This is a genomic window from Falsirhodobacter xinxiangensis, assembly GCF_004959935.1.
GTDB lineage: Bacteria > Pseudomonadota > Alphaproteobacteria > Rhodobacterales > Rhodobacteraceae > Falsirhodobacter > Falsirhodobacter xinxiangensis.
Genome location: NZ_SMYN01000011.1, coordinates 1 through 21,728 on the forward strand (window position 1 = coordinate 1; position 21,728 = coordinate 21,728).

A 21,728-nucleotide genomic window follows, 5' to 3' on the forward strand; every position below is an offset into this window, starting at 1 on the left:
GGTTTACTGACGGCGCGCAACATCGAGGGATCGCTATGCGAACGACAAAGGTCATCCACGTCGTCTCCTGCCACGCCGAGGGCGAGGTGGGGGATGTCATCGTCGGGGGCGTTGCCCCACCGCCTGGCGATACGGTCTGGGACCAGCGCCGCTGGATCGAGCAGGACGAGACGCTGCGGAATTTCGTGTTGAACGAACCCCGCGGCGGCGTCTTCCGGCACGTCAACCTTCTGGTTCCGCCCAAGCATCCCGAGGCGCAGGCCGCGTGGATCATCATGGAGCCCGAGGATACGCCGCCCATGTCGGGCTCGAACTCGATCTGCGTCTCGACCGTTCTGCTGGACACCGGCATCATCCCGATGACCGAGCCGGTGACGGAGATGGTGCTTGAAGCGCCCGGCGGGCTGGTGCGCGTGCGTGCCGACTGCTCGGGCGGCAAGGCGCAGCGCATCACGGTGCGCAACGTGCCGTCCTTCGCCAGCAAGCTTGGCGTGCCGCTGGAGGTGGAGGGGCTGGGGACGATCACCATCGATACGGCCTATGGCGGCGACAGTTTCGTGGTCGTCGATGCGCCCGCGCTGAACCTTGCCCTTCGCACGGACGAGGCGCGCGACCTTGCCGTTCTGGGCGTCCGGATCACCGACGCCGCGAACGAGCAGCTGGCCTTCCTGCATCCCGACCGCCCCGATTGGAAACACCATTCCTTCTGCCTGTTCGCAGGTGCGCTGAACCGGATCGAGAACGGGTTTTCGGCAAAGTCGGTCGTGTCGATCCAGCCGGGTAAATTGGATCGCTCGCCGACCGGCACGGCGGTATCCGCCCGCATGGCGCTGCTTCATGCCAAGGGGCAGATGCGCGTCGGCGACCGCTTTACCGGCATATCGATCATCGGGTCGGAGTTCCACGGCGAGATCATGGAGGAGACAACCGTGGGCGGAAGCCCCGCGATCATCCCGCAGATCAGCGGCCGCGCCTGGGTTACCGGCACGCATCAGCACATGCTCGACCCCAGCGATCCCTGGCCCGGCGGATACCGGATCGCGGACACATGGCCCATGAAGAAGGAAAGATGATGCCAATCGTAAAGATCGAACTGCTGGAAGGTCGCAGCGACGAGGTGAAGGACAGGCTCGCGCAGGCGGTGACGGAGGCGTTCACCGAAATCGCCGGCACACCGCCCGACGCGACGACCGTCGTCTTCGTGGATGTCAGCCCGGCCAACTGGTTCGTTGCGGGAAAGAGCATGCGAAAGACCTGACGGCGGGTCGGTCGTTCCCGCGCAGATCAGGCCGAGTGCAGCGAGGGATCGCGGATCAGAATGTTTAGGAATGCCTCCTCGGCATCGTCGAGGTATTCCATCGACACCACCTCGACCTGCGCAAGATCGCCCGACTGGAGCAGCATTGCCAGCGTGCGGTGCTGGTTGATCGTGATCGGGGGGGCGCGATTGACGGTTGCCGCATTTTTGACCACGGCTGTCGTGGACAGCGTGTCGGCACGGGCAAATCCGGCTTGGTCGCGCCGGGCATGGGCACGTTCTATATCCACGAGCGCAAGCTCTTTCGCATAGCGATAGCTCAACTTTGCTGCCTAGGGCCCCAGCCCCCGGCGGAACTGACACAACTCTCGCATGTCTTCGACGCTGGGGCTGAACATGAAGCTTCCGACTCGGGGATGACGACCAGCCGCCCGCGGACCGGGGCGGCTTACTTCGCCGAGCCATTCGCCCGGGTCGTCGAACTCGCTCACATGCGCCAAGCCGCTAGGCTCAGGGCTCATAGCCAGACGAGCACGGTGGCGGCCCAGGCGACGGCGGATAGGAAGACCGTCGGGCATCTGTCGTAGCGGGTCGCGACGCGTCACCAGTCCTTCAGGTGCCCGAACGTGATCTCGATCCGGTTACGTCGTTTGTATGACGCTTGTCGTATTTGACGGGGACCTTTCGCGCCTTGCGACCAGGGATGCAAGCTCTTATCCCCTCGTCCTGCAGGGTTCCCGGAACAAGTCGGCATCGTAACTCCGATCAGCGAGGAGCCACTTTGCGGCGGGCAGGTCACCCAGAGGAGCCGCCGCGCCGGTGTAGTCGCTGACCTGACCCGCAGACATGAAGAACCGGATCGGCGACCGGATGTGTCGGTCACAGCATGCAGCTTGGGTTTTCATCCCGCCCTTGTTTCGACCAATCAGGCGCCCGCATCCCCATTTCTACTTCGCAGGCTTGAGGCCGTGCGGTGCGCTTTCAGGTAGGTCGCATCGATCATGATCGTGGCCGGCTCCACCGCATCGGTTGCCAGTCTCTCGACTATTCGGGCGAATACCCCCATTTCGCTCCAAACGCTTCCAGCGGTTGTCAAGTGTTTTGGGTGGTCCGTATTTCTTCGGTGGATCGCGCCAGCGTGACCCATTACGGTTGATGGAGACTATCCCGCTCAGAACACGACGGCATCAACCCGTGGGCGGCCATGGCTCTTCGGAAAGAATGGCTCGAGTCGCGCCATCCGCTCGTCGCTCAACCCGAGAAGATTGCTTACCCACACCCTCCTATAGTTGGAGCGCATGTATCACGCCGGCAGTGAAGCCGCACGCCGATGAATGGGTCCTGAGCCTAGCCGCTCGCTTCTCTTTTCACCGCAGACCAGCCGCGTATGGAGCACGTCTGTTTTGAGGCTGGCCCTGATGTTTCGGCATGACGAACTCTGCGGGCGCAAGCGCTCGACCACGAGCCGTGCAAGCTATCCCGAAGGCGCGCCGAAGCTTCGCTGTAATACACGATTGGCTGGCGCGCCGCGTGCCAAGGGGCCCTTCGCGCGGCAGGGTGACCGCGTCGGCGCCTTGAAACGGTATCGGGCTTTTCCCATATCGGACTTGCTTCGGTGCCATGACGGGCCGAAGCACAACTCAGGCCCTTGCCCCTTGCGGGAAGGGCGAATGACATCGCTTTCGGAGGATGACATGCGCAGCTATGACTTCGCACCGCTTTACCGTGCAACCGTCGGTTTCGACCGGATTGCCGATCTGATGGACCGGGTTATGACCGCAGACGTGGCTCAGCCCAGCTATCCCCCCTACAACATCGAAAAGACCGACGAGAATGCCTATCGCATCTCGATCGCCGTTGCCGGGTTCACCCCCGAGGAACTGAGCGTCGAGGTGAAGGAAGGCGCTTTGCACGTGTCCGCCCGCAAGGCCGAGGACAAGACCGAACGCCGCTATCTGCACCGCGGAATCGCCACCCGCGCGTTCGAGCGCCGCTTCGCGCTGGCCGATCATGTTCGCGTAACGGGTGCCACCCATGAACATGGGATGCTGCATCTGGATCTGGTGCGCGAGATGCCCGAGGCGCTGAAGCCGCGGCGGATCGAGATCGCATCCGCGCCCAAGGCGCTGGAAGCCACGGCCTGAACGGGAAAGGGCGCGCCGTAAAGGCGCGCCCTTTTCACGAAGGTTCCTGCATTATCAGGAAGATGGTGGGCGACCCTGGAATCGAACCAGGCACGAGTCGCCTCGGCGGAGTTACAGTCCGCTGCCGCACCTTGCAGCACGTCGCCCACTGGGGGCGGGGAATACCCAAGGTGCCGGGGGGCGTCAAGCAGGAAAGTTCCGCTTGCGGAAAGATGTGCGACGCGCGATTGTCCGCCCCCTGCGAATGGAGACTGTTATGAGCAAGAAGCCTTCCTGGGTGATCGACAAGGAACGCGCGCGCCGCGCCTCGGCGGCGGAAACGGTCTGGCTGTTCGGCATCCATGCGGTGCGGGATGCCTTGCTGAATCCGTCGCGCAAGAAGTTGCGGCTGGTGCTGACGAAGAACGCCGCCGACCGTCTGGCCGATGCGATCCCGGCGGGCGGGCTGCAGCCGGAAATCGTCGATCCGCGCAAGTTCGACGTGCCGATCGACCCGGAATCGGTGCATCAGGGTGCCGCGCTGGAGGTGAAGCCGCTGGAATGGGGCAGCCTTGCCGATGTCTGCGCCGGGGGCGAGGGGCTGCCGCTGGTCGTTCTGCTGGACCGGGTGACGGACCCGCACAACGTCGGCGCGGTGCTGCGTTCGGCCGAAGTGTTCGGCGCACGGGCGGTGATCGCGCCGCATCGCCACTCCGCGCCGGAAACTGGCGCGCTGGCGAAGACCGCCTCGGGCGCGCTGGAACGTCAGCCCTATCTGCGGGTCACGAATCTGTCCGACGCGATGGAGGAACTTCGCGCGATGGGTTACGTTCTGCTGGGGCTGGACGGCGAGGCGGAAACGCAGATCGGCACGGCCTTGTCGAAAACCGAGGGGCGTCCGGTGGCGCTGGTGCTGGGCGCCGAAGGGCCGGGGCTGCGCGAAAAGACGCGCGAGACTTGCGACCATCTGGTGCGGATTCCGTTCGGTGGCGCGTTCGGATCGCTGAACGTATCGAACGCAGCAGCGGTGGCGCTTTATGCGGCGGCGACCCGGGGTTGAATTTACGTGTCCTTTTCGCCACAGTTCCTGGTGTGGCGCGGGGACCTGTGTTGACTTCTTGTTTCAATCGTCACCCGAAAATTCACAGAATCGCGAACAGGGGTTTCAATGCGCCATAGGCGTATTATGTTGATGATCAGGATGGGGACGGAACCCCCATTCCCTGACTTCACTGTCCCTCGTTCCGTAACTTAGCGCCCGTTCCCCAAGGACGGGCGCTTTTTTCTGGGAGCCAGCATGACCGTCGACAGCACCATCCGCGACATCCTTCAGACGAACCGGACCATCGCCCTTGTCGGATGGTCGCCGAACCCCTCGCGCGCCAGCCATCAGGTCGCGGCCTATCTGGTGTCGAAGGGTTACCGCGTGATCCCGGTCAATCCGGGCCATGCGGGAACGCAGGCCTTGGGCGAGACGGTGGCGGCCGATCTGGCCTCGTTGCCCGTTCAGGTGGATATGGTGGACATCTTCCGGCGGTCCGAGGACGTGCCACCCGTGGTGGAACAGGCCGTGAAGCTGCCGGGGCTGAAGACGGTCTGGATGCAGCTTGGCATCCGCAACCCCGAAGCGCGGGCGTTGGCCGAAAGCCACGGGATCACGGTGATCGAGGACCGCTGCCCCGCCATCGAATATCCGCGCCTTATCGGCTAGCTTTCTCGGCAATCCCGGACGTGCCCTCGCGCCGTTCCAGTTCGGCCAGCACATCGGCCAGGGTCACGTCGCGGGCGGCGAGCATCACCAAGAGGTGGTAGAGCACATCGGCAGCCTCGGACGTGAGGCGCGCGGGGTCGCCCTTGACCGCCTCGATGATCGCCTCGACGGCTTCCTCGCCGAACTTCTCGGCGCATTTTTCCGGGCCCTTGGCCAGCAGCTTTGCCGTCCATGATGTGTCGGGGTCCGCGCCTTTGCGGGTCGCGATGGTGGCGGCCAGCCGCTCCAGCGCGCTCATGGCCGCACCGCGATTCCGGCGGCGGCCATATGGGCCTTCGCCTCGGCGATGGTATAGGTGCCGAAGTGGAAGATCGACGCAGCCAGCACCGCCGACGCGCCGCCCTCGGTCACGCCCTCGACCAGATGGTCCAGCGTGCCGACCCCGCCCGAGGCGATGACCGGGATGCCGACCGCGTCCGAGATCGCGCGGGTCAGGGGGATGTTGAACCCCGCCCGCGTGCCGTCGCGGTCCATCGAGGTCAGCAGGATTTCCCCCGCACCCTTGGCCGCCACGGTGCGGGCAAATTCGACCGCGTCGATGCCGGTGGGCTTGCGGCCCCCGTGGGTGAAGATCTCCCACCGGCCCGGCTCGACCGTCTTTGCATCGATGGCGACGACGATGCACTGACTGCCGAAACGGTCCGCCGACCGCGCGACCACGTCCGGATCGGCCACGGCGGCCGAGTTGAACGAGACCTTGTCCGCCCCCGCCAGCAGCAGCGCCCGCACATCGTCGGGCGTGCGGACCCCGCCACCCACCGTCAGCGGCATGAAGCACTGTTCGGCCGTCCGCGTCACCAGATCGAACATCGTGCCGCGGTTTTCATGCGTGGCATGGATGTCGAGGAAGCACAGCTCGTCCGCACCCGCCGCGTCATAGGCGCGGGCAGCCTCCACCGGGTCGCCCGCGTCGATCAGGTCCACGAAATTGACGCCTTTGACCACGCGGCCATCGGCGACATCGAGGCAGGGGATGATGCGGGTCTTCAGCATTTCAGCGCCTTCAGGGCTTCGGCCAGATCGATCGCACCATCGTAAAGCGCGCGGCCCGAAATTGCGCCCGCGATGACGCCGGTATCGCGCAGCGCGGTCAGATCGGCCATCGACGACACGCCGCCCGAGGCGATGACCGGGATCGACACGGCACGGGCCAGCGCCTCGGTCGCTTCGATGTTCGGGCCGCCCATCGCGCCGTCGCGGTCGATGTCGGTATAGATGATCGCGGCGACGCCCGCATCCTCGAACGAACGCGCAAGGTCGGTGACCATCACGTCGGTTTCCTCGGCCCAGCCCTTGGTCGCGACGCGGCCCTTGCGGGCGTCGATGCCGACCGCGATCTTGCCGGGGAAGTTCAGCGCCGCCTCGCGCACCAGCGCGGGGTTTTCGACAGCAACCGTGCCAAGGATCACGCGGGCCAGACCCTTTTCGATCCAGCGGGCGATGGTCGCCATGTCGCGGATGCCGCCGCCAAGCTGGCAGGGGACGTTTACGCGGGCAAGGATCGCCTCGACCGCGTCGCCATTCACGGGCTGACCCGCGAAGGCACCGTTCAGGTCCACCAGATGCACCCATTCGCAGCCCGCATCGACGAACTTGGCCGCCTGCGCCGCCGGATTGTCGCCGAAGACGGTCGCCGCCTCCATCTCGCCGCGCAAGAGGCGCACGCATTTGCCGTCCTTCAGGTCGATGGCGGGATAGAGGATCATTGCGCGGCTCCTGTGGTTTGGATGTTTCCTAGCGCGCAAGGAGCAGGGGCGCAACGTCACGCTTGCTCCGGCCCGCGCCGCATGGCTGGATGCGCAAAATGGAGGCCCCTATGCGATACCTGATGATTGCGCTTCTGGCGGCGACGCCCGCACTGGCCGACCCGATCGAGGGCACGTGGCAGACGCAAAAGGACGACAACGGCAATTCCGGCTACGTCCGGATCGCGCCCTGCGACGGCGGGCTGTGCGGCACGCTGGTGCGGTCCTTCGATCCGCAGGGAAACGAGATTTCCTCGCAGCATACCGGGCGCGCGATCATCTGGGACATGCAGCCCGCGGGCGGCGGGCTTTATGAGGGCGGCAAGGTCTGGGCCCCCGACCGCGACAAGACCTATAACGGCAAGCTGACGCTTTCGGGCGACAGTCTGGACGTGTCGGGCTGCATCCTGATGGTCTGCCGCAGCGGGGGCGTCTGGCGGCGCGTGGATTAGGGCCGCCAGGTCAGGAAGTTGCGGATGATGCGCAGCCCGGTCGCCTGGCTTTTCTCGGGGTGGAACTGGGCACCGACCATGTTGTCCCGCCCGATGATCGCGGTGATCTCGGTCCCGTAATCGACATGGGCCAGACGCTGCGCCGGGTCGGCGACGCGGAAGTGATAGCTGTGGACGAAATAGGCGTGATCGCCCGTCGCGACGCCCTCCAGCACCGGATGCGGATTGTCGATGACCAGATCGTTCCAGCCCATATGCGGCACTTTCAGATCGCCCGCGTCGATGCGCACCACCTCGCCGCCGACCCAGTCGAAGCCGTGCACATCTTCGTATTCGCGGCCCCATGTGGCCATCATCTGCATCCCGACGCAGATGCCGAGGAAGGGGCGGGCGTTGCGGACCACCGCCTCCTCGATCGCCTCGAACAGCCCGCCATGGGCGCCCAGTGCACGGCGGCAGGCGGGAAAGGCCCCGTCGCCCGGCAGCACGATACGGTCGGCGCGGGCGACATCCTCGGGCTTGTCGGTGACGATCACCTCGCCCCCGACCTCCGCCGCCATCTTCTGGAACGCCTTTTCCGCCGAATGCAGGTTGCCGCTGTCGTAATCGACCAGAACCGTCAGCATCACAGCATCCCCTTGGTCGAGGGCAGGCCCGTGCTGCGCGGGTCCGGCTCCACCGCTTCGCGCAGCGCGCGGGCGACGGATTTGAACGCGGCTTCGGCGATGTGGTGGCTGTTGACGCCGTGGATCAGGTCCACATGCAGGGTGATCCCTCCATGCGTGGACAGCGCCTGAAAGAATTCGCGCACCAGTTCGGTGTCGAAGCTGCCGATCTTCTGCGTCGGGAAGGGCACGTTCCAGATCAGGAAGGGCCGCGCCGAAAGGTCCAGCGCGGTCCGCACCAGCGCGTCATCCATCGCAAGGTGGAAGCTGCCGTAACGGCGGATGCCCTTCTTGTCGCCCAACGCACGGGTCAGCGCCTGACCGATGGCGATGCCGCAATCCTCGACCGTGTGGTGATCGTCAATATGCGTATCGCCCGAGGCCCGCAGCGTCAGGTCGATCAGCGAATGGCGCGAAAGCTGGTCCAGCATGTGGTCGAAGAAGCCGACGCCCGTCTTCACGTCATAGACGCCGGTGCCGTCCAGATCGAGGTTCAGCGAGATGTCGGTCTCTGCCGTCTTGCGGGTGATGTCAGCCTTGCGCATCGCAAAATCCTTCTGTTCCGCGCCTTATAGGCGTGGTCCGAAGGTCCTGCAATGTCCTGTTTTTGTTGGAGCGGGCGAGGCGATGCGAACGCCCGACCCTAACCTTGGCAAGGTTATGCTCTACCCCTGAGCTACGCCCGCACTCCAAATCCAGATGGAGCGGGCGAGGCGATTCGAACGCCCGACCCTAACCTTGGCAAGGTTATGCTCTACCCCTGAGCTACGCCCGCACTCCAAATCCAGATGGAGCGGGCGAGGCGATTCGAACGCCCGACCCTAACCTTGGCAAGGTTATGCTCTACCCCTGAGCTACGCCCGCACCGTCTGGATGCGGCGGATTTATCGGGCGGCGCTGCGGGGCGCAAGGGCAAAAATCAGGATCACGAAAAATTCGTGACGCGGGATGCGAAAAGGGCGGCGCATCGCTGCACCGCCCTTCGGGTTCCTGGCTGGGTAGCTTGTGGCTGCCTGGCTTGGAAATATCACTCGGCCGCGAATTGGGTCGAGAAGTGGCCGCACCAGTCTTTCGACGTCACGACCGGCCACAGGCCACGCGCGTCGGCTTCGGGCTGGGTCACGGGCGGGTTGAAGCGGCAGAGACCCGCATCGGCCAGTTGGGCGGCGGAGTTTGCTGCGTGATCTTCATAGAAGGCGCAGGCGGAGCAGGTGCTTCCCTTGGTCATCTTTGTCTTCCTTCTTGCGTTGAGCGGTAGAGGGCGAGTCGCCTTCCTTGGAATCTTTCTAAAACAAGATTTCCGTCGTCGCAAGAAAAAAGTGAATGATTACATATAGTTGAGTGTTTCACTTTGCTATTGGGTGCAGAGTGAAACGCTCGGGAATGAAAGCAAAACGGTCGGAAAAACTACTCCAGCTCGACCAGCAGGTCCTTTGCGTCGATCTGTGCGCCCTGGGTGACGTGGACGGCTTTCACGGTTGCGGCCCGGTCGGCGTGGATCGCGGTTTCCATCTTCATGGCTTCGATGGTCAGCAGCAGATCGCCCGCGTTGACCTTCGCGCCGGGGGTGACTGCGACCGAGGCGACCGATCCGGGCATGGGCGCGCCGATATGGTTCGCGTTGCCCGCATCCGCCTTGGCGCGGGCGGCGGTCTTGGCCTTCACCGCACGGTTGGGGATGCGGATGGTGCGGGGCTGGCCGTTCAATTCGAAGAAGACGCGGACCTCGCCTTCGTCGCTGGTCTCACCCACGGTGGCGAGGCGGATTTCCAGCGTCTTGCCGGGGTCGATCTCGGCCTCGATCTCCTCGCCCGGTTCCATGCCATAGAAGAAGGTGCGCGTCGGCAGGGTGCGGACGGGGCCATAGGTGCGGTGGCGCTGGAAGTAGTCGGTGAAGACCTTGGGATACATCAGGTAGCCGTTCAGATCCTCGTCGTCGATCTGGGCGGGGTCTTCATCGGTGGACAGATCCGCGACCAGTTGCGCGCGCATCGCCTCCAGATCCACCGGCGGCAGATGCGCGCCGGGGCGGTCGGCCTGTGGGGTTTCGCCCTTCAGCACCTTTTGCAGGATCGGCGCGGGCCAGCCGCCATGGGGTTGGCCAAGGTTGCCCTTCAGCATGTCCACCACCGAGTCGGGGAAGCTGACATCGACGCCCGGGTCCTCGACCTGCGCGCGGGTCAGGTTCTGCGCGACCATCATCAGCGCCATGTCACCAACGACCTTGGACGAGGGCGTGACCTTGACGATATCGCCGAACATCTGGTTCACGTCGGCATAGGTCTGGGCGACCTCGTGCCAGCGATCCTCCAGCCCCAAAGACCGCGCCTGCGCCTTGAGGTTGGTGAACTGGCCCCCCGGCATCTCGTGCAGCCAGACTTCGGACGCGGGCGAGGCGAGGCCGCTTTCGAATGCCGCATATTGCCCGCGCACCGCGCCCCAGTAATCCGAGATCTCGCGGATCGCGGTTCCGTCCAGCCCGGTGTCGCGCTCGGTGCCGCGCAGCGCCTCGACGATGGAGCCGAGGCAGGGCTGGGACGTGCCGCCGGAAAAGGCGTCCATCGCCGCATCGACCGCGTCCACCCCGGCCTCGGCCGCGGCAAGGATTGTCGCGCCGCCAAGCCCGCCGGTGTCATGGGTGTGGAAGTGGATCGGCAGGCCCACTTCCTCCTTCAGCGCACGGATCAGCACGCGGGCGGCGGCGGGCTTCAGCACCCCCGCCATGTCCTTCACGCCCAGCACATGCGCGCCCGCATCCTGCAGATCGCGGGCCAGCGCGACGTAATAGTTCAGGTCATATTTCGCCCGCTTCGGGTCCAGAATGTCGCCGGTATAGCACAGCGTGCCCTCGCAGACCTTGCCCGCCTCGATCACCGCATCCATGGCGACGCGCATGTTCGGAACCCAGTTCAGGCTGTCGAACACGCGGAACAGATCGACGCCCGAGCCTGCGGCCTGCGCCACGAAGCTTTGCACCACGTTGTCCGGGTAGTTGGTGTAGCCCACCCCGTTCGAGGCGCGCAGCAGCATCTGCGTCATCACGTTCGGCAGGCGCGCGCGGATGTCGCGCAGGCGTTGCCACGGGCATTCCTGCAGGAAACGGTAGGCGACGTCGAAGGTCGCGCCGCCCCAGCATTCGACCGACAAAAGCCCGCCCATGTTCGCGGCATAGGCCGGGGCGGCGGCGATCATGTCGACCGACCGCATCCGGGTCGCCAGCAGCGACTGGTGCCCGTCGCGCATGGTGGTGTCGGTGATCAGCAGCCGCTTTTGTGCCAGCATCCAATCGGCCACCGCCTTCGGCCCTTCGGCCTCCAGCAAGGTGCGGGTGCCGGGTTGCGGGCTGCCATGCGGCGCGGGCGGGCGGGGGGCTTTCGCCTGCGCCGGGCGCGCGCGGCCCGCGGTTTCCGGATGCCCGTTCACGGTGATGTCGGCGATATAGGTCAGGATCTTGGTCGCGCGGTCCTGCCGCCGTTCGAACTGGAACAGGTCCGGCGTCGTGTCGATGAACTTGGTCGTGTATTCGTTCGACAGGAAGGTCGGGTGCTTCAGCAGGTTGATGACGAAGTCGATGTTGGTGGACACGCCGCGGATGCGGAACTCGCGCAATGCGCGGTCCATGCGGGCGATGGCGGCCTCGGGCGTCTGGGCCCATGCGGTGACCTTGACCAGCAGCGAATCGTAGTGGCGCGTGACGACCGACCCGGCATAGGCGGTGCCGCCGTCCAGCCGGATGCCGTTGCCGGTGGCGCTGCGATAGGCGGTGATGCGGCCATAGTCCGGGATGAAGTTGTTCTGCGGGTCCTCGGTCGTGACGCGGCACTGCACCGCATGGCCCGACAGGGTGATGTCCTGCTGCGAGGCCGCGCCGGTCGCCTCGGCCAGCGTCGCGCCTTCGGCGATCAGGATCTGCGCCTGCACGATGTCGATGCCGGTCACTTCCTCGGTGACGGTGTGTTCGACCTGAACGCGCGGGTTCACCTCGATGAAGTAGAAGGCCCCGCTGTCCATATCCATCAGGAACTCGACCGTGCCGGCGCATTCATAGCCGACATGGGCACAGATGCGGCGGCCCAACTCGCAAACCTCGGCCCGTTGTTCGGCGGTCAGATAGGGCGCAGGAGCACGCTCGACGACCTTCTGGTTGCGGCGCTGGACGGTGCAGTCGCGTTCATACAGGTGATAGATGTCGCCGTGGCTGTCGCCAAGGATCTGCACCTCCACATGCCGGGCGCGCAGGATCATCTTTTCCAGATACCCCTCGCCGTTGCCGAAGGCGGCCTCGGCCTCGCGCCGCCCCTCGCGCACCTTCTCCACCAGTTCGGCTTCCGAGTTCACCGGACGCATCCCGCGCCCGCCGCCACCCCAGCTGGCCTTCAGCATCAGCGGATAGCCGATCTCGGCCGCCTCGCGCTTGATCGCGTCCCAGTCGTCATCCAGTACGCCCGTCGCGGGTATCACCGGAACGCCAGCCTCCACCGCCACCTTCCGCGCCGAGGCCTTGTCGCCCAGGGCCCGCATCGTCGCCGCCTTCGGGCCGATGAAGGCGATCCCCGCCGCCGTGCAAGCCTCGACGAAATCGGGGTTCTCGGACAGAAGGCCATAGCCCGGATGGATCGCATCCGCGCCCGACATCTTCGCCACACGGATGATCTCGGGGATGCTCAGATAGGCGCCGACCGGGCTAAGCCCCTCGCCGATGCGATACGCCTCGTCCGCCTTGAAACGGTGAAGGCTCAGCTTGTCTTCCTCGGCATAGACCGCGACCGTCCGCTTCCCCATCTCGTTCGCCGCACGCAACACGCGGATCGCGATCTCGCCACGGTTGGCAATAAGAATCTTCTGGAAAACGGACATCATGGCCTCCTCGCCGTGCTGACATATTTCTGACACTAGCGATGCCGCATTGCAGCGCAAATTAAATCGCGACATTGCAGCCGCAGGATCGCGACAGAACATTAAGCGAACGCTTTTCAAAGCCGCCGAAGGCGACTAGATTGGCGGGATGAACCGTTTCGATGAAGATGACGCCTTCGAGGCCGCAGTTCCGCTGAGCCAGCGCGCCATGGCCGCGCGGCCGATGCCCTATATGGACGATCTGAACCCGGCGCAGCGCGCGGCAGTAGAGACGCTGGATGGCCCGGTGCTGATGCTGGCCGGGGCGGGAACGGGCAAGACCAAGGCGCTGACGGCGCGAATCGTGCATCTTTTGCAGACCGGCAAGGCGCGCCCGAACGAGATTCTGGCCGTGACCTTCACCAACAAGGCCGCGCGAGAGATGAAGGACCGCGTGGGTAGGATGCTGGGCGGCATCGAGGCGCTGCCGTGGATGGGCACCTTCCATTCGATCAGCGTGAAGATCCTGCGCCGTCATGCGGAACTGGTCGGGCTGAAATCGAACTTCACGATTCTGGACACGGACGACCAGATCCGGCTTTTGAAGCAACTGATCGTCGCCGCCAATATCGACGAGAAACGCTGGCCCGCGCGGATGATGGCGGGAATCATCGACGGCTGGAAGAACCGCGCATGGACGCCGCGCCATGTGCCGTCATCCGAAGCCGCGGCCTTCAATCACCGCGGGACCGAGATTTACGAGCAGTATCAGGACCGGCTGAAGGAGTTGAACGCCGTCGATTTCGGCGATCTGCTGCTGCATGTGCTGATGATTTTCCAGACATGGCCGGACGTGCTGGACCAGTATCAGCGGTGGCTGCCCTATATCCTCGTGGACGAATATCAGGACACCAACGCGGCGCAATATCTGTGGCTGCGGCTGCTGGCGCAGGCGAGAAAGAACATCTGCTGCGTGGGCGACGACGACCAGTCGATCTATGGCTGGCGCGGGGCCGAGGTGGGCAACATCCTGCGGTTCGAAAAGGACTTTCCGGGCGCGAAGGTGATCCGGCTGGAACAGAACTACCGTTCGACCGAACATATCCTTGCCGCTGCATCGGGGGTGATCGCGGCGAATGCGGGACGGCTGGGCAAGACGCTTTGGACCGATGCGACGGGCGGCGAGAAGGTGCGCCTGATCGGCCATTGGGACGGCGAGGAGGAGGCCCGCTGGATCGGCGACGAGATCGAATCGTTGTCCCGCGGCGCACGGGGGATGGAGCCGATCGGGCTGGACCGAATGGCGATTCTGGTCCGCGCCTCGCACCAGATGCGCGCGTTCGAGGATCGATTCCTGACCATCGGCTTGCCCTATCGCGTGATTGGCGGGCCGCGATTCTATGAGCGGTTGGAGATCCGCGACGCGATGGCCTATTTCCGGCTGGCCGTGTCGCCCGACGACGATCTGGCGTTCGAGCGGGTGGTGAACACGCCCAAGCGCGGCCTTGGCGACAAGGCGCAGCAATCGATCCAGCGCGCGGCGCGAGATGCCGGCGTGGGGCTTTTGCAAGGTGCGCAGGCTTTGCTGGCGCAGGGCGGAATCGGTGGCAAGGGCACGGGGCAGCTTCGGCAATTCGTCGAAGGGGTCGGGCGCTGGCACGGTGCGGTGCTGTCGGGGGATGACCACGTCCGGCTGGCGGAGACGATCCTGGACGAATCCGGCTATACCGCCATGTGGCAGAACGACAAGACGCCCGAAGCGCCGGGGCGGCTCGAGAACCTGAAGGAACTGATCAAGGCGCTGGAGCAGTTCGAGAACCTGCAAGGATTCCTCGAACATGTTGCGCTGATCATGGAAAACGAAAGCGGCGAGGCGGGCGAGAAGGTCAGCATCATGACGCTGCACGCGGCCAAGGGGCTGGAATTTCCGGCGGTGTTCCTGCCGGGATGGGAAGACGGGCTGTTCCCGTCGCAGCGATCCATGGACGAGTCGGGATTGAAGGGGCTGGAGGAGGAGCGGCGGCTGGCCTATGTCGGCATCACCCGCGCCGAGGAGCTTTGCACGATTTCCTTTGCGGCGAATCGGCGGGTCTATGGCCAGTGGCAATCGGCGCTGCCGTCGCGGTTCATCGACGAATTGCCCGAAACGCATGTCGAAGTGCTGACCCCGCCGGGGCTGTATGGCGGCGGATACGGTGCGGCTTCGGGTGCGATGGAGCATCGGGTGGCCGGCGCCGACGTCTACAACTCGCCGGGATGGAAGCGGATGCAGGACCGGGCTGCGACGCGGTCGGTGAACCAACCGCGCGAGGGCGGGGGCATCGTGATCGACCTGAAGGCGGTATCGCCCTTCAGCGAAGGCGACCGGGTGTTCAGTCAGAAGTTCGGCTATGGCACTGTGCAGGGGGTCGAAGGCGACAAGCTGGACGTCGCCTTCGACAAGGCCGGGACGAAGAAGATCGTGGCGAGCTTCGTTGTCTCTGCAGCTGCTGCGGATGACGTGCCGTTCTGATCGTCGCCTTCTTCGCGTAGCTGCCGCCCTTATCCAAAACCGCCAAACGGAAAAACTCCCCATGGGGAGTTTTGCTGCATGCATTGACGCTGAAATGGAAAACGGCGGCACCCAGGGAGGAGGAGGGGTGCCGCCGTTCCGAACGTCCGGCCCAGGGAGGAGGAGGGGCCGTCGTTGCTACGAAACACCGCCCAGGGAGGAGGAGGGGCGATGCTTCAGTCCGCGGTCCCCTGGGAGGAGGTAGGAGACCGAAGAGGGTTGCGGCAAGCCCAGGGAGGAGGAGGGGCCGCCGCATCGACGGTTCCCAGGGAGGAGGAGGGGAACCGCAGACCGTGCAGGAACCGAAGTTCCCGTATTTTTCGGCGACGCTCCAGGGAGGAGGAGGGAGCGTCGCCTGGACTATGATGGCCAGGGAGGAGGAGGGCCATCGCAGCGTTCTATCTGTTGCGGCGACCCCAGGTAGGAGGAGGGGGTCGCCGCGGGTCCGATCGGCCCAGGGAGGAGGAGGGGCCGTCCAAACATCGGTCGAGGCTTTTGCCTCATATAGGGTGCGACGACGTCAGGGAGGAGGAGGACATCGTCGCTTTTTCTGAAAGGCCCAGGGAGGAGGAGGGGCCTTGCAGGAAATCAGTTGCCGTAGGCGGCTTCGCGTGCCACGCTGCGGATCGACGAGCGGGTGATGCCAAGATCGCCCAGTTCGCGCACCGTCAGCAGGTTCAGTTCAGCGACGGTCTGGTTGAAGACCCGGCGGCGTTCGATTGCGGCCTTGATCGAACGAACGATGGCTGCGAAGCCGTCGAGTTGCAGTTCGTTGCCGCGGGTAATTGCCTGTGCCATCTGGGCGCCTCTTTCATCCGTATCGCGGTCCGTCCATCCGGTCCCGCTCTGTTGAAGCCAAGATGCGTGTTTTGCTGCGTCTGCACAATCCCGCGCTTGGTCAATTCCGCCATGCAGCATCCGCATGGCTGTCCACGGCGGTGATCCGTGGCGGGCAGGTTTGCCGGAAACTTGGGCGGTATGAGGACGGTCTGGCCCTCTCCCCTTGCGTCTGGCGCAGTTCTGCACAAGTTGAGCGCAAGACAGTAAGGGAGCCAGCCATGTCCGTGACGCGCGAATCCGTTCTTGCCGCCCTGTCGGGAATCGCGGTTCCCGGCGGAACCCTGACGTCGCGCGATCTTGTGCGCGCGCTGGTGGTCGATGGCGGGCAGGTCCGTTTCGTGGTCGAGACGTCATCGGCGGAGGAAGCGCGCGCGATGGAGCCGGTGGTCAAGGCGGCAGAGGTGGCGCTGCGGGCGGTGCCCGGCGTCACCGACGTCTCGGTCGTTCTGACGGCGCATGGTCCGGCGAAGAAGGCGCCCAGTCTGAAGATCGGCGGGCATCCCACGCCGCAGCAGGGACCGCAGAAGGTCAGTGGGGTGGACCGCATCATCGCCGTGGGTTCGGGCAAGGGCGGGGTGGGCAAGTCCACCGTCGCTTCGAACCTTGCCGTGGCCCTGGCCCGGCAGGGGCGCCGTGTCGGGCTTCTGGATGCGGATATATATGGTCCGTCGCAACCGCGCATGATGGGCGTGTCGAAGCGTCCGGCCTCGCCCGATGGCAAGACGATCATCCCGCTGCAGGCGCATGGCGTGACCATCATGTCCATCGGCCTGATGGTGAAGGAGGAGGAAGCCATCGTCTGGCGCGGTCCGATGCTAATGGGCGCCCTGCAACAGATGCTGGGCCAGGTGGCCTGGGGCGAGTTGGACGTGCTGATCGTGGACCTGCCGCCGGGCACGGGCGATGTGGCGATGACCCTGTGCCAGCGCACGCATCTGACGGGGGCGATCGTGGTGTCCACGCCGCAGGACGTCGCGCTGCTGGATGCGCGCAAGGCGCTGGATATGTTCAGCCGGCTGAAGACGCCGGTGCTGGGGCTGATCGAGAACATGTCCTCCTATGTCTGTCCCAACTGCGGGCATGAGGCGCATATCTTCGGTCATGGTGGCGTGGCGGCCGAGGCGCAGGCGCATGGCATCCCGTTCCTTGGCGAGCTGCCACTGGACCTTTCCGTGCGGATCGCGGGTGACTCCGGTGCCCCCATCGCGGCGGGCGAGGGGCCGATCGCGGACGCCTATGCCCGCCTTGCCGATCGTCTGGTGAAGGGCGGTATGGCCTGATCCGGGATCGGGTGGGACGGTCGGGAAAATCTGGGAAACCACCACCACACGCTCGAATCACGATGGCGGGATCACGACCAAACGGGGCGTGATCCGAGGTGCATACAATTTTAGCGATAGTTTCTCGCCCTGATCCTGCCGAAATTGGGCGAAAGTGGGAAACTTGCCACAGCACCACAAATTGGGTGTGGAACCACAAAATACAACCACATCTTGTTTCACCCCTTGGAGCTCGACGGGGGATTCCTGCCGATAGACTGCCATGGTCCCGGAATGTTCCAAATCCATCCCAACTTTTTCCTTTGCGTCCCAGTCAATCCCATGTCATTCCTACCTCACGACGACGAGGGCGGCAGTTGAACAGGGGCGACAAAGACCCCGAAACGGCAAAAAACCTTTAGGTTTCATACAGGCAACCGCTTTCGTCCACACAAGAGATCCGGCGCGCAGGCGAGCAGACATCCCCCAGATGGCTTTGCGCAGCAGGACGCACCCAGCGATGGGACAGACCGGCGGATCGAGCAGTGGCAGCCGCTCGATCCGCCGTTTTCCGTTCAGGGATACCCCTTGGGCGGCGGGCAGTCGGGAAACGGAACGGTGGCAGAGGCGTTCAGAGGCGAGTTCAACCAGAGGGTTGATGCGAAGGCGCGGGTGCTTATCCCCGTGACTTTCCGCCGCGTGCTGGAAGCCGGAGATCCCGGATCGCAGCGCCCCCGCATCGTGATGGTCTATGGCGACCCGCGCCGCCAATTCGTCGAATGCTATACGGTCGAGGAGATGACGGCGCTTGAGGCCCGCATCCTCCAGCTTCCCGCTGGCACGCCGCAGCGCCGCCTGCTGGAGCGGAACTACATCACCCTTTCGACCACCATCGAGGTGGATGAGGATGGCCGCATCGTGCTGCCGCCCAAGGTCCGGGAAAAGCTGGGATTGGCGCAGGGCGACATCGGCGCGGTGGAGTCGATCTTTGCCGGAACGCTGAACACCTTCCAGATCTGGAAGCGCGACGCTTTCGAGGCTGATCTGGCCGAGAAGGAGGCCGAGGAGGCCGCGTTGCTGGAGGGCGGCATCGACATGCTGACCCTTCTGCCGCCGCAGGTGTGACCATGAGCGATGCCCCGCATATCCCCGTCCTGCTGCGCCCGCTGCTGGAGGCTGTCGCCCCCGTGCGCGGCGTTTGGCTGGACGGCACCTTTGGTGCGGGCGGCTATACCCGCGGGCTCCTGGAGGCTGGCGCTGACCGCGTGATCGGCATCGACCGCGACCCGCTGGCGCTGGAGATGGCGGCCAAACAGGAATGGGGCGGTCGCGTCGATCTGGTGCAGGGAACGTTTTCCGAACTGGACCAACATGCCGACGTGCCGCTGGACGGCGTGGTGCTGGACCTTGGTGTGTCGTCCATGCAGCTGGATCTGGCCGAACGCGGCTTTTCCTTCATGAAGGACGGCCCGCTGGACATGCGGATGAGCCAGGACGGCCCCTCGGCCGCCGATCTGGTCAATACCGCACCCGAGGAGCAGCTGGCCAACATCCTTTACCACTACGGCGAAGAACGCGCCTCGCGCCGCATTGCCGGGGCCATCGTCCGCGCGCGCACGACACCGATCACGACCACGCTGCAACTGGCCGAGATCGTGGCGAAATGCCTGCCGCGCCCGAAGCCGGGGCAGAGCCATCCCGCCACCCGCAGCTTTCAGGCGCTCCGCATCGCGGTGAATGCCGAGTTCGACCAGCTGATCGAAGGGCTGTCGGCGGCGGAACGCGCGTTGCAGCCCGGCGGCAAGCTGGCGGTCGTCACCTTCCATTCGCTGGAGGATCGGATCGTGAAGCGGTTCTTCCAGAACCGGGCAGGGCAGGAGGCGCAGGCCAACCGCTATGCTCCCGCCGTGGCCGAACGCGAGCCGCCGCAGTTCACGCTGGCGACCAAACGCGCCATCGGCCCCGACGATGACGAGCTGGAGGCGAACCCGCGCGCCCGTTCCGCCAAGCTGCGCGTCGCGATCCGCACCAATGCGCCCGCCGGTTCCGTCGATGCGGCGGCGATGGCGGTCCCGCAGCTTCCCGTGCGGAGGAAGTAGATGCGCCCGGTCCTTTACGTCGCAAGCTTCCTTGCCGTCATGGCACTGGCCTTCTGGGCATATCGCGAGAATTACGCGACGCAGCAGCTTTTGAAGGATGTGTCGGCCCTGAACCGCCAGATCGGCGGTCTGCGGGAATCGCTGGCGATCCAGCGGGCGGAATGGGCCTATCTGAACCGTCCGGACCGGCTGCGGGAACTGGTGAACGTGAACTTCGACCGTCTTGGCCTTTTGGCGATGACACCCGAACAATTCGGCACGCCCGAGCAAGTGACTTATCCGCCGGACCCGTTGTTCGGCATGATGATCGACCCCAACGCCGCTCAGGATGAGCTGATTCCATGATCCGCACGCCGCTTCGCCCCCTTGCCCGCATCCTCGAAGCCCGCCGCCGGGGCGAGAACCCGGACAGCATCGAGCGCGAGAACCTGCGCCTGCGGCACGAGGCGATGCGTGACAAATCCCGCGCGCGGGCAGAAACGCGTCTGCTGTGCCTTGGGCTGGCGTTCTTCACCGCCTTCACCGTGATCGGCGCGCGGATGGGCACGCTGGCGTCCGGCCAGCCGATGGAGCCGCGTTCGGCGCTGGCGGGGACCGAGATTTCGGCAAACCGGGCGGACATCGTAGACCGCAACGGGCGCATTCTTGCGACCAACCTGCGGACCTATGCGCTTTATGCCCATCCCAAGGACATGATCGACCCGGCCCGCGTCGCGGTGGAGCTGGAAAAGCTGTTCCCTGAACTGGATGCCGAAACGCTGGAACGCCGTTTCACCGACGGGCGCAGCTTCATGTGGATCAGGCGCAAGCTGTCACCGGAGCAGATGCAGGCGGTGCATGACATCGGCGATCCGGGCCTGCTGTTCGGCCCGCGCGAGATGCGGCTCTATCCCAACGGCCATCTGGCGGCGCATATCCTTGGCGGGTCCACCTTCGGGGCCGAGGGCGTCCATTCGGCCGAGGTGATCGGCATGGCGGGCATCGAAAAGGCGCAGGACGACCGCCTGCGCGATCCCGGCCACCCTGAGCCGCTGGCCCTGTCCATCGACATGACGCTGCAATCCACCGTGACCGAGGTTCTGGCCACGGGCATGCAGATGATGAACGCCAAGGGGGCCGCCGCGGTCCTGATGGACGTCAAGACGGGCGAAGTGCTGTCGATGGCGTCCTTGCCGGATTTCGACCCGAACGACCGCCCGCAGCCGCTTCTGACCGGCGATCCGGGTGACAGCCCATTGTTCAACCGCGCGGTGCAGGGGGTTTACGAGCTTGGCTCGACCTTCAAGATCTTCACCGTCGCGGCGGCGATGGATCTGGGTCTGGTGACGCCCGACACGATCATCGATGGCAAGACGCCGCTGGTCTGGGGCCGCTTCCGCATCAAGGAATTCCAGAACAAGAACTACGGCATGCAGACCGTGGCCGAGGTGATCGAGCATTCGTCAAACGTCGGCACGGCGCGGATCGCGCTTCAAATCGGGGCGCTGCGGCAGCAGGCGTTCCTGCGCTCGCTTGGCCTGTTCGACCCGACGCCGGTGGAACTGGTCGAAGCGCCGGGCGCGCGCCCGCTGGTGCCGACCAAATGGCCGGAAATCGTGACGATCACCACGTCCTATGGTCACGGCATGTCGGCCAGCCCGATGCACCTTGCCGCCGCCTATGCCACCATCGCCAATGGCGGGGTGAAGGTCGAACCCACGCTGCTGCGTCGCGACGTGCCGGTGAACGGCCCACGCGTCATGTCCGAGGAAACCGCCCGCAATTCGGTGGACATGCTGCGGTCGGTCGTGACCAAGGGCACCGCGTCGCTGGCCGAGGTTCCGGGATACGAGGTTGCGGGCAAGACCGGCACCGCCGACAAGCCGAACCCGCAGGGCGGCTATTACCCCGACAAGGTGGTGAACACCTTCGCCTCGGTCTTCCCCGCGTCGGACCCGCAATATGTGCTGATCGTCACGCTGGACGAGCCGGTGGAGACGACGCTGCCCACCCCGCGCCGCACGGCGGGCTGGACGGCGGTTCCCGTCTCGGCGGAGATCATCCGCCGAACCGCCCCGCTTCTGGGCCTGCGCCCCATTGCGCCCGAACCGGAACCGGATCATCTGCTGGCCGTCAGGAACTGATGGAGG

General features: G+C 65.0%; 21 protein-coding genes, 4 tRNA genes and 1 pseudogene. 12 read left to right on the forward strand and 14 right to left on the reverse strand.

Features of this window, described 5'->3' with window-relative positions; translation table 11 throughout:
• Positions 1-35: 35 nt before the first annotated feature.
• Positions 36-1,073 (forward strand): trans-3-hydroxy-L-proline dehydratase, encoded by a 1,038-nt coding sequence (locus E2K76_RS13335; protein WP_136684854.1) that lies wholly within the window; start codon positions 36-38, stop codon positions 1,071-1,073.
• On the forward strand, positions 1,073-1,258 hold the full coding sequence (locus tag E2K76_RS13340; protein WP_136684955.1) for a tautomerase family protein: 186 nt from the start codon (positions 1,073-1,075) through the stop codon (positions 1,256-1,258). The genes E2K76_RS13335 and E2K76_RS13340 overlap by 1 nt, the downstream gene beginning before the upstream one ends.
• A 26-nt stretch (positions 1,259-1,284) precedes the next feature.
• Here the strand turns inward: E2K76_RS13340 and E2K76_RS13345 are convergent, their stop codons facing one another.
• On the reverse strand, positions 1,285-1,581 hold the full coding sequence (locus tag E2K76_RS13345) for a hypothetical protein (RefSeq protein ID WP_136684855.1): 297 nt from the start codon (positions 1,579-1,581) through the stop codon (positions 1,285-1,287).
• A gap of 194 nt (positions 1,582-1,775) precedes the next feature.
• A pseudogene (locus E2K76_RS13350) lies at positions 1,776-2,558 on the reverse strand (IS5 family transposase).
• A gap of 394 nt (positions 2,559-2,952) precedes the next feature.
• On the opposite strand from E2K76_RS13350, the gene E2K76_RS13355 reads away from it, so the two are divergent.
• Complete coding sequence (locus E2K76_RS13355; protein ID WP_136684956.1) at positions 2,953-3,402, forward strand: Hsp20 family protein; 450 nt, start codon at positions 2,953-2,955, stop codon at positions 3,400-3,402.
• A 63-nt stretch (positions 3,403-3,465) separates the two neighbouring features.
• Here E2K76_RS13355 and E2K76_RS13360 read toward each other — a convergent pair.
• A tRNA-Tyr gene (locus E2K76_RS13360) sits at positions 3,466-3,549 on the reverse strand.
• Positions 3,550-3,658: 109 nt separating this feature from the next.
• Between E2K76_RS13360 and rlmB the strand changes: the two genes are divergently transcribed.
• A complete protein-coding gene (rlmB, locus tag E2K76_RS13365; RefSeq protein ID WP_136684856.1) occupies positions 3,659-4,441 on the forward strand; it encodes a 23S rRNA (guanosine(2251)-2'-O)-methyltransferase RlmB in 783 nt (260 codons plus the stop codon).
• Positions 4,442-4,678: 237 nt separating this feature from the next.
• Positions 4,679-5,092: a CoA-binding protein gene (locus E2K76_RS13370; protein WP_136684857.1), complete on the forward strand. Its 414-nt coding sequence runs from the start codon at positions 4,679-4,681 to the stop codon at positions 5,090-5,092.
• Here the strand turns inward: E2K76_RS13370 and E2K76_RS13375 are convergent.
• From E2K76_RS13375 to hisA, 3 genes are read right to left on the reverse strand one after another with little or no spacing between them, the layout of a single operon-like run.
• Positions 5,082-5,390, reverse strand: a complete 309-nt coding sequence (locus E2K76_RS13375) for a phosphoribosyl-ATP diphosphatase (RefSeq protein WP_136684858.1) — start codon at positions 5,388-5,390, stop codon at positions 5,082-5,084. The two genes, E2K76_RS13370 and E2K76_RS13375, sit on opposite strands and share 11 nt — an antisense overlap.
• On the reverse strand, positions 5,387-6,145 hold the full coding sequence (hisF, locus tag E2K76_RS13380) for an imidazole glycerol phosphate synthase subunit HisF (RefSeq protein ID WP_136684859.1): 759 nt from the start codon (positions 6,143-6,145) through the stop codon (positions 5,387-5,389). Before hisF ends, E2K76_RS13375 begins: the two co-directional genes overlap by 4 nt.
• Positions 6,139-6,858, reverse strand: a complete 720-nt coding sequence (hisA, locus tag E2K76_RS13385; RefSeq protein WP_136684860.1) for a 1-(5-phosphoribosyl)-5-[(5-phosphoribosylamino)methylideneamino]imidazole-4-carboxamide isomerase — start codon at positions 6,856-6,858, stop codon at positions 6,139-6,141. The genes hisF and hisA overlap by 7 nt, the downstream gene beginning before the upstream one ends.
• A 110-nt stretch (positions 6,859-6,968) precedes the next feature.
• On the opposite strand from hisA, the gene E2K76_RS13390 reads away from it, so the two are divergent.
• A complete protein-coding gene (locus E2K76_RS13390) occupies positions 6,969-7,349 on the forward strand; it encodes a DUF2147 domain-containing protein (protein ID WP_246032964.1) in 381 nt (126 codons plus the stop codon).
• Here the strand turns inward: E2K76_RS13390 and hisH are convergent.
• The 7 genes from hisH to E2K76_RS13425 form a co-directional block, all read right to left on the reverse strand.
• Positions 7,346-7,975, reverse strand: coding sequence for an imidazole glycerol phosphate synthase subunit HisH (gene hisH, locus E2K76_RS13395; RefSeq protein WP_136684862.1), 630 nt, complete (start codon positions 7,973-7,975; stop codon positions 7,346-7,348). The genes E2K76_RS13390 and hisH overlap by 4 nt on opposite strands.
• Entirely contained in the window at positions 7,975-8,559 is a 585-nt protein-coding gene (hisB, locus tag E2K76_RS13400) for an imidazoleglycerol-phosphate dehydratase HisB (protein ID WP_136684863.1), read from the reverse strand. Before hisB ends, hisH begins: the two co-directional genes overlap by 1 nt.
• 66 nt (positions 8,560-8,625) lie before the next feature.
• Positions 8,626-8,700: transfer RNA gene (locus tag E2K76_RS13405), tRNA-Gly, on the reverse strand.
• A 14-nt stretch (positions 8,701-8,714) separates the two neighbouring features.
• Positions 8,715-8,789 (reverse strand) — tRNA-Gly (locus E2K76_RS13410).
• A gap of 14 nt (positions 8,790-8,803) precedes the next feature.
• Positions 8,804-8,878: transfer RNA gene (locus E2K76_RS13415), tRNA-Gly, on the reverse strand.
• 163 nt (positions 8,879-9,041) lie between these two features.
• Complete coding sequence (locus E2K76_RS13420; RefSeq protein WP_136684864.1) at positions 9,042-9,242, reverse strand: hypothetical protein; 201 nt, start codon at positions 9,240-9,242, stop codon at positions 9,042-9,044.
• Positions 9,243-9,421: 179 nt separating this feature from the next.
• Positions 9,422-12,871, reverse strand: coding sequence for a pyruvate carboxylase (locus E2K76_RS13425; protein ID WP_136684865.1), 3,450 nt, complete (start codon positions 12,869-12,871; stop codon positions 9,422-9,424).
• Between the two features lie 148 nt (positions 12,872-13,019).
• Here E2K76_RS13425 and E2K76_RS13430 point away from each other — a divergent pair, with 148 nt between their 5' ends.
• Entirely contained in the window at positions 13,020-15,362 is a 2,343-nt protein-coding gene (locus E2K76_RS13430; protein ID WP_136684866.1) for an ATP-dependent helicase, read from the forward strand.
• A gap of 627 nt (positions 15,363-15,989) precedes the next feature.
• Here the strand turns inward: E2K76_RS13430 and E2K76_RS13435 are convergent.
• The gene (locus E2K76_RS13435) at positions 15,990-16,199 is read right to left on the reverse strand and encodes a DUF1127 domain-containing protein (protein ID WP_136684867.1); all 210 of its coding nucleotides are present in this window, start codon (positions 16,197-16,199) and stop codon (positions 15,990-15,992) included.
• A gap of 260 nt (positions 16,200-16,459) precedes the next feature.
• Here E2K76_RS13435 and E2K76_RS13440 point away from each other — a divergent pair, with 260 nt between their 5' ends.
• The 5 genes from E2K76_RS13440 to E2K76_RS13460 all read left to right on the forward strand — a co-directional run bounded on the left by E2K76_RS13440 (position 16,460) and on the right by E2K76_RS13460 (position 21,722).
• The gene (locus tag E2K76_RS13440) at positions 16,460-17,521 is read left to right on the forward strand and encodes an Mrp/NBP35 family ATP-binding protein (RefSeq protein ID WP_136684868.1); all 1,062 of its coding nucleotides are present in this window, start codon (positions 16,460-16,462) and stop codon (positions 17,519-17,521) included.
• Between the two features lie 597 nt (positions 17,522-18,118).
• Positions 18,119-18,625, forward strand: a complete 507-nt coding sequence (gene mraZ / locus E2K76_RS13445) for a division/cell wall cluster transcriptional repressor MraZ (protein ID WP_136684957.1) — start codon at positions 18,119-18,121, stop codon at positions 18,623-18,625.
• 2 nt (positions 18,626-18,627) lie between these two features.
• A complete protein-coding gene (gene rsmH, locus E2K76_RS13450) occupies positions 18,628-19,599 on the forward strand; it encodes a 16S rRNA (cytosine(1402)-N(4))-methyltransferase RsmH (protein ID WP_136684869.1) in 972 nt (323 codons plus the stop codon).
• Positions 19,600-19,944, forward strand: coding sequence for a cell division protein FtsL (gene ftsL, locus E2K76_RS13455; protein WP_136684870.1), 345 nt, complete (start codon positions 19,600-19,602; stop codon positions 19,942-19,944).
• The gene (locus tag E2K76_RS13460) at positions 19,941-21,722 is read left to right on the forward strand and encodes a peptidoglycan D,D-transpeptidase FtsI family protein (RefSeq protein ID WP_136684871.1); all 1,782 of its coding nucleotides are present in this window, start codon (positions 19,941-19,943) and stop codon (positions 21,720-21,722) included. The genes ftsL and E2K76_RS13460 overlap by 4 nt, the downstream gene beginning before the upstream one ends.
• The last annotated feature ends 6 nt before the right edge of the window (positions 21,723-21,728 follow it).